This is a genomic window from Paenibacillus sp. FSL F4-0243, from assembly GCF_037963295.1.
In the GTDB taxonomy this organism is placed as follows: Bacteria; Bacillota; Bacilli; order Paenibacillales; family Paenibacillaceae; genus Paenibacillus_AQ.
Genome location: NZ_CP150151.1, coordinates 4,072,072 through 4,085,838, shown reverse-complemented (window position 1 = coordinate 4,085,838; position 13,767 = coordinate 4,072,072). Strand labels below are relative to the sequence as shown.

Genomic DNA, 13,767 nt, shown 5'->3' with positions numbered 1-13,767 from the left:
GCAGATCATTCTGAACTGCCCGAATCGATGCGTAACCATTTCGATTAAAAGGAAAGGCAGGGTATAACTCATGAGAATCTTGTATTTGGATTTGGATTCGCTTCGCCCGGACCATCTGGGATGTTATGGCTATCATCGGAATACCTCCCCGAATATCGATTCAATCGCTAAAGAAGGTGTCACCTTTACCAACTACTATTGTTCAGATGCGCCGTGTCTACCGTCCCGTTCTGCTTTAATGTCGGGACGATTTGGCATTCATAATGGGATTGTAGGACATGGCGGGACCGCTGCTGATATGCGTAGAGAAGGGGCGCAACGCGAATTTAATGACCGGCTGGGAATGGAGAGTCTTCCCGCTATATTAAGGCAAGCTGCCATGAAAACCGCGTCGATTAGCACCTTCGCCGAACGGCACTCGGCCTGGACCTTTAATGCCGGTTTTCAAGAAGTGTTCAATGTTGGTGGAAGGGGGCATGAGACGGCAGAGCAGGTGCTTCCTGTGGCACTTAAATGGCTTGAGGATAATGGGGAGTCCGAAAATTGGTTTCTGCACCTGAATTTCTGGGATCCTCATACGCCTTATCGTACACCCGAGAGCTACGGTAATCCGTTCGAGAAGGAGCTTTTACCCGATTGGATCACGGAAGACGTGTTTGAGCTTCACCGGAGTAAAAAGGGACAGCATAGTATTGAAGATATGAATGCACTCGCGAAATCGCATTATCATCAGCATTTTAGGCATCAGCAGGAGATAGAGAATCGTGATGACCTGCGAGTTATCTTTGACAACTATGATGCTGGAGTTAAGTATCTGGACGAGCATCTCGGGAAAGTATTTTCTAAGCTCAGAGAACTTGGCGTGATGGAAGATACTGCTATCTTGATCTCAGCGGATCACGGAGAGAGCCTGGGCGAGCTAGGGATTTACTCCGAGCACGGCACGGCAGACGAGGCGACTTGCCGTATTCCGATGATTATTCGCTGGCCAGGCGGCAAGAAGGGAATAGTGGAGGATGGGCTACATTATCACCTTGATCTCGGACCGACATTAGCAAGCCTTCTGAATTTGAAAGGGGCTCCTTCTTGGGATGGTGAAAGTTATGCTGATACCATTCTAGAGGGACATTTAGGAGGGCGTGAGTATCTCGTAATCTCACAATGCGCGCATGTGTGTCAACGCAGCATCCGATTTGAGGAATGGTTATATATACGCACCTATCATGACGGACACCATGGATTTCCGAAAGAAATGTTGTTTGATATGAAGCATGATCCTTACGAACAACATAATCTCGCCGAAGTGCGTAAAGACATTTGTATGAAGGCTGTCTATCTGTTGAATGAATGGCATGACAACATGATGAGCTCCATGGACTGTGATATCGATCCATTATGGACGGTACTTATGGAAGGTGGACCCTATCATGCGAAAGAGTATGCGAGCTCATCCTCAAAGGATGCTTAGCGTTGTCCCTTTGAATGAGGAAAGAAAGACAACTGAGAAGGCGGCTGCCCCTGAAAGGGCAACCTCCTTTTTTATTCTCTGGCTTCTTGCTGATCAATTAAAGCCCCGGGTAGCCTCAAAACGGTTTTCGTCCCGCTACCTTCCTTACTGTATAGCAGAACGCCGCAGGGATCACCGTACTTAAGATTTAGACGGTTGTTTACGTTTAGGAGCCCGATATGATCACCGGATTCTATGTTCTTACCAGCCAGCAGCTCGGTTAGCTGTTCCAGTCTCACAGCAATGATGCCTACACCATTATCTTCTACAGCGATTTCAAGCAGTCCCGCTTCGCTTTTCTCTACTGTGATCAGCAAGACTCCCTGACCTTGAGCCTCAAGTCCATGACCAAGCGCATTTTCGACAATAGGTTGAAGGATCATTTTAGGTACGGGAATGTGTAACCATTCCTGTGGACAGAACAGCTTGTAACTGAATTTGTCAGGGAAACGGCCTTGGTAAATCCTCACACAAGATTCTGCGATTTTCAGCTCTTCCCCAAGAGTTACCTCCTCCTTGCCTTTGATGCTGTACTTGAGCATTGTGCTTAAGGCGGTAGTCATTTCGTAGATTTCCCGATTTCCTTTTACGATCGCAACGCCTTTGATTGTATCTAAAGTATTGCTTAAGAAATGGGGATTAATTTGACTTTGCAAATACGAGTATTCGGCACGTTGCTTTTCCAGATCTGTCTGGTAAAGCTGGGTGTTTGCATCGATTAATTGGTCCGTCAAATCGTGAATCCGCGTTGTCATATCATTGAACTGTCGAGAGATGATTTCAATTTCAGCATAGCCTTTTAAATCGACCTTGTTGTTCAATATTCCTAGACTTCCGCCTTTTAATTGATTCATATAGCGCATAAGCCTAGACAACGGTCTTAAGAGATTCATCATGAGTACAGAGTAGGGAATAGAGACGACCAATAAGATTAATGCTAGAAGAGCATAGCTGACCTTCTTTAATTTCTCCAGTTCTTTCATTAAATTATGGACAGGAACAGCGGTTATAATTTTTCCAGAGATCTCCGGTAAGATAAAGGACTGAATTGCATATTTCTTTCCGTTAACTGTTTCGACGATTGACTCTCCATCCCTTCCAGTTGCCCGAGTTTGAAACTGCTGGAGCATGTCCTCCGGCTCATCACTATTTGAGTAGATCAGCCCTTTATCATCCATCATAAAAAAGCTGGTTCCGACTAATCGAGGGTACTCTGAAATTTCAGTTTGAATAGCCTTCATATCCACAATAACTGCGATGTAGCCAATTTTTTCGCCATATAGGGACGTGTCACCTGAAGCAAAGATGTTCATCCCGAACAGTAATTTTCTCTTGTCGATGACCTTGTCTGGAGGACTGTATCCGCGATAATGAACGATTCCATCATCCCCAGCCGTCTTCATAAGATCGACGGCATATTTGGTTCTTCCCGCTAAGGAAATACGTGTGTTAGAGCTGCCGATAACAATAATATCTAAAATGTCCGTATTCATATTTCGCGCGATACTCAATAGTCCCTCTACCTTTTGGGAAAGGTCGTAGCCTCGAAGCTTATCATTCTCGACTAGGAACTTTTGGACGGTCGAATCGTATCCTACATTCATCATCATGGAAGAAACGTTGGCATAGTTGTTAGAAATCCGTTGCTTGAGAAGGGAGACCAGCTCCGTATTGTATTGCGTATTTTGATTAATGATGGTCTCGCTTGATAGTTGGTAGACTCGTGAAACGATGATTGGGATAATGGCAACAATAAATAAACCAAATAAAAGAACCTGAGTACGGATGGATAATCTCTTAAATGTCTTCATTGCTTTGTTCCCTATATTGCGTAGGTGTCATTTTGAGATGCCGTTTAAAAATTCGTGTGAAGTAGAAATAATCCTGAAAACCGCATTTCTCACCGATTTGGTAAATGGAAAGGTCGGTTTCGACCAGCATTTTACAAGCGTATTCAATTCTTAATCGACTGATATGTTCGATGATGGTCTCGCCGACTTCTTTCTTGAATAATTGGCATAAGTAATTTGGACTTAAGAAGAACTGATTGGCTAAATGTTGAATCGAGATTTCTTGATTGAAGTGGTTGCGGATGTACAACATGATTTCTTTGACTTTGTGGTTTGAAATTCGTGAAATATCAGTTTCGTTTCTGTTCATAAAAATATCAAGCGTCATAAGAATCAAATCATCGATCATAGCTTCAGCCGTACCGTATCGATAATAGAGCTGTTCATATCCTTCAAAAAAACGGCCGTTAACCCGAGTCCCTTCCCGAGGAAATAAGTAGAGGATCGATGTGTAGAGCAAATAGGCTTCTTTAATGGTGAACGTTCCCTCTTTGAATAATTTCTTTATCGATTCCATGGCTGCTATAAAACCGAGCCGGTCTTTATTATGAAGAATCCGGGAGATCTCTTTGAGCTTCTCGTCGATCGGTATTTCCTGTTGTGGATTCACCGGATAACATCCAGGCATCCCCGTTGTGAACATACTGAAAGCAGCATGAGAAGCGGATTCTAAAGCCGCATCCAGTTGATGTATATCCGAAATAGGAGGACCGATCCCGACCCCGCATTCTTGTACAACCTCTGTATGTTCAAGACCCCGAAGGAAGACTTCGTATTGGCACTCTTCCAATAAGTAACCATAACGTCGGCGGCTCATCGGGAAGACCAAGGAAGAGAATTGCCCGACATCTGCGGGCGAACTTAACCCTTGGATAACAATGGGGATATGAGGGCGATCTTCCGACAAGGGGATTCGCTTCTCGTCCAACCGTAAGCTGATTCGTTCAAGATCTCCGGAACAAACCGCTTCATATAGTTCGAAGTCGTGGACAGGGCTTTCTTTAACCACCTTCGATTCGTGTTGCTGGGCTATTCGGTTAAGCATTCCTTCGATTTCTTCGATTTCAAATGGTTTCAGGCAGTATCCGAACGTACCATAATTCATCGCTTTTTGTGCATAAGCGAACTCTGCATGTCCGCTGAGTACGATGAAAATTGTATCAGGTGCGATGGCTTTACCACGTTGAATGAGCTCTAGCCCATTCATTACAGGCATTTTAATATCTGTTAGAACAAGGGTGGGGCGAAGCGATTGAATTAATTGCAGGGCTTCTTGCCCGTTTTCGGCATCGTCGATCACTTCAAAGCCGTATTTCTTCCAATTTACTCCTGCTTTAATTCCCTCTACAATCCACTTCTCATCATCTGCAATAATCACTGAACGCATAAGTGAATCCCCCTTTCTATATGGAGCTCTTAGATTTATCCTAGCGATTGTGGATCAAGGGGGGTATGGACTATCTTACGCTCACTATGTCCGATATTACGTGTCACAGGAAGGTCACCCACAAAGGTGTGAAAAATCCACATGACCGGAGTTGTATCCTCTATACAAGATAATTTACACTCCCGATATAATTTACCATATAAATCGCTTACAAGCATAAACAATCTCATACAGAAAGGTGGGGAGAAGATTGGCTGATTCTGTAACCGCTCGTACGCCTAAGCGAAGCTTAAAGACTCGTGCTCCTAAGCAAAGCTTAGGGAAAACGATTTTACAGTACAAGTATTTTTACCTCATGGTTCTACCGGTGTTAATCTGGTACGCCCTCTTCAGCTATGCTCCCATGTACGGTGTAACGTTAGCATTCAAATCATTTGATTACAGTAAGGGGATCCTGGGAAGTCCCTGGATTGGCTTAGAGAATTTTCAAACGCTGTTGACCGACCCCGATTTTCGTAGGGCATTTTGGAATACGGTCATTATCAGCTTGATGAAGCTGATCACTCATTTTCCGATGCCCATTATCCTGGCGATTGTTTTATATGAGTTTTCCAGGACAAAAATGAAGCGGTTTTTTCAGACGATCCTGACGTTTCCACATTTTATTTCGTGGGTTGTGCTGTCAGGGATTATCATCAATATTTTAAGCAAGGACGGGATTTATAACCAGATCATCATGTTGTTTGGCGGGGATCCAAATTCTCCGCTTGTAGATGAAAGTGCATTTAGACCTGTTCTGTATATCACACATGTGTGGCGAGAGATCGGTTGGGATTCAATCATTTACTTAGCAGCGCTTGCAGGGATCAATCCTGAGCTGTTTGAAGCGGCGGAAGTGGACGGAGCGAACCGGTTTCGCCGCCTGCTAAACATCGCATGGCCGGGCTTGAAGAGTACCGTCGCAGTTTTGTTAATTCTTCAAGTTGGACAATTATTGACGCAAGGTTCGAGCTTCGAGCAAATATTCAATCTGTATAGTTCACCGGTATATTCGGTTGCCGACACGATCGATACATACATTTATCGGACTTCATTCACGATTGGGGGCGACTTTGGATATATGACCGCCGTGGGTGTCGTCAAGTCCATTATCAGCCTAATCCTTTTATGGGCGGCCAATTCGTTCGCTAAGAAAATGGGTGAGGAAGGACTGTATTAATTTGCAGGAAAAGGGGTGAAGCAAGTGACCGACACAACGGTTAAAAAGAGAAAAAAATGGAGTGTCTTCGATATCGTCGCATTCGTGGTTCTGGGGCTTCTAGCACTAGTAACATTTTTTCCCTTCTATAATGTTCTTATTATCTCAGTTGCAAAGTTCGAAGCGATTAGTAAAAGTGACTTTTATATTTTTCCGCTTTCGTTTGACCTGTCGGCATACAAGCTGTTGCTTCAGGATATGAAGTTTTGGACTTCGATTTTAAATTCTGTCATCGTAACGGCGGTTGGCGTGTTGTTCAGCATGACAATCTCTGTAGCGGGAGCATACGCATTATCCAAGCGGGGCATGCCGGGAAGAAACATAATGCTTAGTTTGATCTTGTTCACTATGTTTTTCAATGGCGGTTTAATTCCCTTTTATCTAGTCGTTAAAGATCTAGGATTCGTAAACAATATACTCGTCATGATCATACCCGCCGGTCTCAATACGTTTTACCTGATCATTATGAAAAACTATTTCAACACGATTCCAGAAAGTCTGGAAGAGTCAGCTAAGCTGGATGGGGCAAATGATCTGTACATCCTTTACAAAATCATTATTCCGATCTCTGCCCCATTCATGGCGACCTTTGCTTTGTTCTATGCCGTGGAAAGATGGAATGAATGGTGGTACGCGTTGATCTTTATCAGTGACGCTTCAAAGGCCCCGCTTCAGATTTATTTACGTGAGACACTCATTACTTCAAATTCCTTGCTAAGTCAAATGGCACAGACGATGGCCGAGCAGGAGCAGACGGGGAAGGTCTACACACCTGCACTTCAAATGGCTGCAATTGTAGTTTCGAGTATTCCGATTATTGTTGTTTATCCGTTCCTGCAGAAGCATTTTAATAAAGGCATTATGGTTGGTTCGATAAAAGGATAAGAAAGATTTTAAATAGATTGATTCTATCCTAAAATAGTATAAAGGGAGGTTTCAAGCATGCTTAGAAAGAAAATGATGACACTGGCATTATGCATAACTTTATTGGCTTCGGTGCTCACGGCTTGCGGTGGAGGCAATAACGACAAAGGGCAGACGGCATCAAACGGTGAAGTATCTCCGGATTCTTCTAATTCCACGGACAACCCTTACAAGGATCCAATGACCATTTCTCTTGGTTTCTGGGACGCGGATGCTGAAATTGCTAACATCGAAAAAGACCCGATCGCCAAACAAGTATTAGAAAAATTCAACATTACATTAAAACCTGTCAATATGACCTGGGATGACTATACCCAGAAGATTCAAATGTGGGCTGCTTCCGGTCAATTGCCTGATATTTTCGCGATCGACGCTGTCGGTACGCAATATCAGCGTAAATGGGTTGAACAAGGTGTTGTCAAAGCACTTCCGGATCTTTCTAAGTATCCTAACCTTGCAAAATACTTCGAATCGCCGGACATTAAAGGTTTAGGTGTAGACGGAAAGTATTATACCGTTCCTCGCCGGATGTTCCCGAGTGTCGATTGGAGCGCACTGGATCGTATGGTGTTCTATCGATGGGATCTTGCTCAAAAAGCTGGAATCACAAAAGAACCCGAGACCTGGGAAGAGTTTGAAGCTATGCTTGATGCAATCGTGAAGTCGGATCCGGAAGGGAAGCATATTACCGGTCTTACGACGACAACTACCAAGATGCTGGGCGGATTCTTCTGGTTGTACGGTAACCCGGTCGCCACGAGTGATGGAAGCGGCAGTGACTTTAAATGGATCAAAGAGGACGGTAAGTTTATACCTGCTGTATTTTCGAAAAATGCGCTTCCGGCGTTACAAAACATGAAGAATATGTACGAAAAAGGTTTGATCGATCCAGACATCGCGCTTGTAAAGCCTGCAGAGTCTTATGATAATTTCGTAGCAGGTAAAGCAGCTGCTCTTCTAAGCGGTGGCGGTTTTATAAATTTAAATAGCGATATGTATGAAAAACGCTGGAAAACAGCTTATCCGGATAAGGATATCATGGAGAGCGTAAAGGCACTCAAGCCACTTATTGGACCTGATGGTGAACGCTCACATGCTATTTTTAAAACGTACTGGTCGGAAAGTTATTTCAGCAATAAGGTTGACGATAAAAAGATGGATCGCATCATGGCACTCTATGATTATGTGTTGTCTCCTGAAGGCAAGGACCTGTTGACTTATGGCATTGAAGGTGTCGATTACAAGATCGAAAATGGGCAGAAGGTTGTCATTGAAAAGGGTTCATTAAATGAGAAGTATCCAGCTAGTAGATTTCTAAAAAATTTGGTGGCTTATGAAACTTCCGATAGCTATAACATGGATAACCCGACGATCGCTAACGAAGGGATCCGCAAAGAAGCTGTCGATTATATCGATTGGATTCAGAACAATACGAAGGTTCCAGAATATGACATTCGGTTAACGTATTTGTCCACTCCAACAAAGGATAAATTTACTGTGCTGGACCATGATGATCTGCTTAAGATCATGCTTTCCAAAGAACCCGTTGAGAGTTACTGGAATAACATTGTGAACGATTATAAGGCTAAAGGTCTTGATAAAATGATAGAAGAAGTAAATGCGAAGGCCAAAGAACAAGGTATTGAATAATTGATGGATAGAGAAGATCCGGGCTGAAGCAGCCCGGATCTTCCGTTTAATGATTTGAAGTAGAACCAAGAATGTGCGGCGCTACTGATCGCATACTTATAATAAGATTAGGAGGGTAAAGTCTATGATACATAGCATTCACTTGACAGGGTTAACCGAGAAACAGTTAGCAGCTGTTTCAGAAGTAGCGGGAATATTGAGTATTCGAATAGAACGGTCAGGGATTCCAGTAAATTGTAAGAGAAAAGGGAAGGGCATTCGAATATCTTACGATGAGATTCAGGCCACTATTGAGTATGAACAGGAACATCAGTTGATCCGGGCACTCAGCCGATTGCTAGAGAATTTACGTCGTGGTGAGAGAGTTGAAATTAATGAAATGCCGGTTTATGAACAGCTAGGTTTCATGGTAGACTGCTCAAGAAATGCTGTTCTTAACCATGAAGGATATAAGGAATTGATTCGGCGCTTAGCGCTTATGGGATATTCAACGGTTCAACTGTATACGGAAGACACCTACGAACTTGAGGGGTATCCTTATTTCGGTTATTTAAGAGGTCGATATACAGGGGAGCAAATTCGGGAGATGGACCAGTATGCCGCGTTATTTGGTATAGAATTAGTTCCTTGTATCCAGACGCTGGCTCATCTGGGCCAAGCATTGAAATGGCAAGCACATGCACCGCTAGTGGATTTCCAAGACATTCTCCTCATTGATGATCCGAGAACTTACGAGTTAATTGATCGAATGTTCGCTTTCATGGCGACCCATGTAAGCAGTCGCCGTATAAATATTGGGATGGACGAAGCGCATATGATGGGACTTGGTAAATATCTAGACAAGCATGGGTATCAAGATCGATCCTCCTTGATGTTAAAACACTTTAGTACTGTTATGGAAATCGCCAGGAAATATGGTTTCCGTACGATGATGTGGAGCGACATGTTTTTCCGTCTGGCCAGTTCCGGAGAATATTACGATGCTGAAAGTCCAATCAGCCCCGATATTGTTAAGCTGATTCCTGAAGATGTTACCTTGATCTATTGGGATTACTATTCGGAAACGCAGGAGAAATACGACGGAATGTTACGCAAACATAAGCAGCTGAATGATCATATTGGATTTGCAGGTGGTGCTTGGAAATGGATGGGCTTCGCTCCAAACAATGAATTCAGCCGCAAAGTCAGTCTGCTGGCTCATGATAGCTGTGTTAAGCATGGAATTCAAGAAGTGCTGATTACCGCATGGGGAGATAATGGTGCTGAAGCTTCCGTCTTCTCGGTTCTTCCTACCCTTCAACTTTGGGCGGAGCTGTGCTACACGGGATGTTTCGTGGAGAATCATGTCAAAGAAAGATTCAGTAGCTGCGTGAAAGGCCATTATGATGACTTTATGGCACTCGATGCGGCTAACCTGGTTCCAGGTAATTCGGCACCGGGGGGATGTTCCATCAATCCGGCTAAATACTTGCTTTATCAAGATATTTTGTGTGGTTTGTTCGATCGACATGTTATTCCTAGCGTGTATTCGAAGCATTATCAGCAAAGTGCGAAAATGCTTGAACAGGCGATTACTCGGAATTCGCCTTGGCAATCCTTATTCTCTGTACAAGCCAGCTTGTGTCGCTTGCTTGCGATAAAGAGCGAAATCGGGATTTCCATACGTGATGCTTATCATCGAGGGAATGTTGAGGAATTGGCTCATTTTGCCAAGGTGACTTTGCCAGAACTATCAGATTTAGCCGTTCGATTTATGGATGACTATCGGGTGCAATGGGAGCTGGAAAATAAGGTGTTTGGTCTTGATGTTTTTGATCTTCGTATGGGAGGTATGCTTCAGAGGATTAGGACGGCTATTCATCGAATCAATAGTTATGTCGAAGGGAAAGTGGAACAGATAGCTGAATTAGAAGAGGAGCTACTTACGTTCGACGGTCTCGTTGACGATGACGGTCCAAGGGCGATAAGTGCGAATTTGTGGCACACGATCGCAACACCGTCCGTCATCGCAGGAGTATAAGAAGGGAGTGAGGTTATGATTGACACTAATCTGGACCATCAAAATGGCTCAAAGCGGCCCAACCTTATGCTTATCACAGTGGATCAGATGCGTTTTGATTGCCTGAGCATCATGGGACATCCCGTCGTTGAGACACCCAACCTGGATTCTCTTGCATCAAGAGGGATATTATTTGAACATGCTTACTCAGCTACCCCGAGTTGTATTCCCGCGAGGGCTGCTATCATGACAGGAATGGGCCAACGATCACATGGGCGGGTGGGGTATCAGGATAAGGTTGAATGGAATTACGCCCATACGATTGCCGGAGAGCTTGCTCAAGCTGGTTATCATACGCAGTGTGTTGGCAAGATGCATGTGTATCCTGCACGTAATCTATGTGGATTTCATAATGTAGTGCTTCATGATGGATATCTTCACTACAATCGGGACAAGAGCGAAGCCATATATGATGAACACTATGATCAAGTAGATGATTATTTACAGTGGCTGCGAAGACAAACCAATGCCAATTCGGATATCACTGACTTAGGACTTGATTGCAATGCCTCAACGGTTGCCCGCCCCTGGCATTTGCCGGAATCGATGCATCCAACGAATTGGTGCGTAACCGAATCGCTAGACTTCTTACGAAGAAGAGACCCTGGAAAACCATTTTTCCTATGGTCCTCCTTCGTTCGCCCACATTCCCCCTTGGATCCGCCGCAATGTTATCTAGATATGTACATGGATTTGGAAATTCCTGATCCTCCAGTCGGAGATTGGGTGGACGAGAATGCAGCTTTAAACAGTGCTAAGGATCCAACATCTTCGTTCACTCATTTGCCAAAGCGCAGATTGGATCGTGCCCGTGCCGCATATTATGCACTAATAACGCATCTTGACGACCAAATTGGGAGGTTGATCAATGGGCTGCAGGAATATGGAGTTTTAAATGAAACTTTGATTCTATTTACTTCTGATCATGGTGAAATGATGGGGGATCATCATTACTTCCGCAAATCTCTTCCTTATGAAGGAAGTGCTAAGATTCCTTTCATAGTGTTTGATCCGGGAGAAACGCTTGGACTTCTTGCAGGCTCCCGGCTTGATTCCATTGTAGAGCTTCGCGATATTATGCCGACGTTTCTTGAAGCTGCTGGCGTCCAAATACCAGTTACAGTAGAAGGGCAAAGTGTGTTGCCGCTGTGTAAGGGAGATCAGATAGTGTGGCGGTCTTATATTCATGGGGAGCAAGCCTATGGAGAAAAGTCTCACCACTTTTTAACGGATGGAAGAGAGAAATTCATATGGTATTCTCAGACAGGCGAAGAGCAGTACTTTAACCTAGTGACCGATCCCTTAGAGAAGGTTAATGCAATCGGATATACCGATAATTTAGAGCGTATACGTGAATGGAGAGAGCGTCTTATTCACGAGCTGGAGGGACGAGAGGAAGGGTTTGTAAACAACGGCGAATTGATTGCCGGACGTCCAATTTCTAATATTCTAAAGGCATCCGAATTGGGGAAATGATCTTAACGAAGGACAACCTGAACATTCAGGTTGTCCTTCGTCTGTTACGGAAAGATTAAGGAGTTTAGCATGTGTTTTGATTTACCAGCTACTCCGGCGCTGAGGCAATGGGTCCTGATCTTGAATCATTCGATGGACGAGCAATTCTACCATCGAACTGCGAATTTCACTATAATCGGGATCTTCAAAACGATTGTAGTTTTCATGAGGATCCTCTTTCAGATCATATAATTCACCGTAGGTCTCTCCTGCAAAGATAACTAGCTTATAACGTGTAGTTCGCAAACACTTAGCGTTTATGCCTCGATCATGAGCAATATAAGCGGTTAGGGCAGAATTACGTACATGGGACTCCCTGCCAGCTAGCACTTCCATCTGTGACACGCCTTGAATTCCGTAGGGGAATTTGAGACCTGCGGCTTCAAGCAGTGTGGGGACAATATCAACATGTTCCATCAAAGCAGAGACCCGTTGCCCGGAAGCAATCCCAGGACCACGTACGATCATCGGGATCCGTGTTAACCCTTCATAAAACCACGGTCCCTTGTAAATTAGTCCATGGTCACCGAGCAGTTCTCCATGATCGCTGGTAAAGAGGATGACAACATCATCGTACATTTCTTTTTGACGCCAAGCTTTTATAATACGTCCGATCTGCTCATCAATGAAGGTAATCATCGCATAATAATTTCGAGTGAGCCGTTTCATATGCGCTTCATCAAGAGAATGCTCCTCACCGCCACCAGGCCAATATCCTCCCTGACTCTGACGCAGCAAATGTGGAGGACGAAGATGAACGTCGTCAGCTTCTCTGGTTGGAGACGGAATGTCAATGTCCGCGTACATATCCGTATAAACTTCTGGAGGGTCAAAGGGATGATGCGGATCAACGAAACTGGACCATAAGAATAACGGTTGCTCGGTTTTGTGGGCGAGGATAGCATCGATACTCCGTTCAGCAATCCAGTAAGTCTGATGCAGCTCCGGAGGAATTTCGCTCTCCCACACATCGTGTTGAGCATCGGAGGCTCTGAAACGGTCTTTACTGAATCGTTCTGCTACTTCCGGGTTGCGTTCCTTAAGCCACTCCATATATTCCCCGATACAATTGTCTTCAGTAATATGATGCTCATCAAATCCGTAGTACGTTCCATCGGAAGCTCTTCCGCGATCTCGATAAGCAGGATCTTCATATTCTTGTGAAAAGTCCCCCTTCATTTGTGGACGGAAGTGCATCTTTCCTATACCGATGGTTTTATAATCCGCTGTCTTTAAATGATCGCATAAGGTAAGTTCGTCTTCTCTAAGCGCAGTACCGATGTTCCAAGCACCATGAACATGCGGGTACCTTCCAGTAAAGATGGAGGAGCGTGAGGGCGTGCAAACGGGACTAGCGCAGTAAGCTCCAGTGAAGAGCGTGCCTTCTGAAGCAAGCTTGTCAAGCTCAGGTGTCAGTACGGAAGCGTTCTCGATACCTAGTGCATCCGCACGCATTTGATCTGTGGTAATTAACCAAATATGAGTTCTTTTTGACATCCGAAAAACCTCCTATGAATATAGTTTATAGCATCACAAAAGCCTCTAGCAACCAATGAATTCTCCATATATTTCATTAGAATTGTCCATATGGGTTGATATTTTTATTACCTATAATTG

At 44.1% G+C, this 13,767-nt stretch carries 9 protein-coding genes; 6 read left to right on the top strand and 3 right to left on the bottom strand.

Annotated features, from left to right (window positions below):
- Positions 1 to 70 precede the first annotated feature (70 nt).
- The gene (locus NSS87_RS18015; RefSeq protein WP_339241803.1) at positions 71 to 1,468 is read left to right on the top strand and encodes a sulfatase; all 1,398 of its coding nucleotides are present in this window, start codon (positions 71 to 73) and stop codon (positions 1,466 to 1,468) included.
- A 71-nt stretch (positions 1,469 to 1,539) separates the two neighbouring features.
- On the opposite strand, the gene NSS87_RS18010 is transcribed toward NSS87_RS18015, so the two are convergent.
- Together NSS87_RS18010 and NSS87_RS18005 are read right to left on the bottom strand one after the other, a co-directional pair.
- Entirely contained in the window at positions 1,540 to 3,318 is a 1,779-nt protein-coding gene (locus NSS87_RS18010; protein WP_339241801.1) for a histidine kinase, read from the bottom strand.
- The gene (locus tag NSS87_RS18005; RefSeq protein WP_339241799.1) at positions 3,305 to 4,744 is read right to left on the bottom strand and encodes a response regulator; all 1,440 of its coding nucleotides are present in this window, start codon (positions 4,742 to 4,744) and stop codon (positions 3,305 to 3,307) included. The genes NSS87_RS18010 and NSS87_RS18005 overlap by 14 nt, the downstream gene beginning before the upstream one ends.
- A gap of 250 nt (positions 4,745 to 4,994) precedes the next feature.
- Here NSS87_RS18005 and NSS87_RS18000 point away from each other — a divergent pair, with 250 nt between their 5' ends.
- The 5 genes from NSS87_RS18000 (at position 4,995) to NSS87_RS17980 (ending at position 12,111) form a co-directional block, all read left to right on the top strand.
- Positions 4,995 to 5,963, top strand: coding sequence for an ABC transporter permease subunit (locus NSS87_RS18000; protein WP_339241797.1), 969 nt, complete (start codon positions 4,995 to 4,997; stop codon positions 5,961 to 5,963).
- Positions 5,964 to 5,987: 24 nt separating this feature from the next.
- Positions 5,988 to 6,887, top strand: a complete 900-nt coding sequence (locus NSS87_RS17995; protein WP_052404326.1) for a carbohydrate ABC transporter permease — start codon at positions 5,988 to 5,990, stop codon at positions 6,885 to 6,887.
- Positions 6,888 to 6,944: 57 nt separating this feature from the next.
- Positions 6,945 to 8,576 (top strand): extracellular solute-binding protein, encoded by a 1,632-nt coding sequence (locus NSS87_RS17990; RefSeq protein ID WP_339241794.1) that lies wholly within the window; start codon positions 6,945 to 6,947, stop codon positions 8,574 to 8,576.
- A 124-nt stretch (positions 8,577 to 8,700) separates the two neighbouring features.
- The gene (locus tag NSS87_RS17985; RefSeq protein ID WP_339241792.1) at positions 8,701 to 10,596 is read left to right on the top strand and encodes a family 20 glycosylhydrolase; all 1,896 of its coding nucleotides are present in this window, start codon (positions 8,701 to 8,703) and stop codon (positions 10,594 to 10,596) included.
- A gap of 15 nt (positions 10,597 to 10,611) precedes the next feature.
- The gene (locus NSS87_RS17980) at positions 10,612 to 12,111 is read left to right on the top strand and encodes an arylsulfatase (RefSeq protein ID WP_042189032.1); all 1,500 of its coding nucleotides are present in this window, start codon (positions 10,612 to 10,614) and stop codon (positions 12,109 to 12,111) included.
- An 81-nt stretch (positions 12,112 to 12,192) separates the two neighbouring features.
- Here NSS87_RS17980 and NSS87_RS17975 read toward each other — a convergent pair whose 3' ends face one another.
- A complete protein-coding gene (locus tag NSS87_RS17975; RefSeq protein WP_042189030.1) occupies positions 12,193 to 13,647 on the bottom strand; it encodes a sulfatase-like hydrolase/transferase in 1,455 nt (484 codons plus the stop codon).
- Positions 13,648 to 13,767 lie beyond the last annotated feature (120 nt).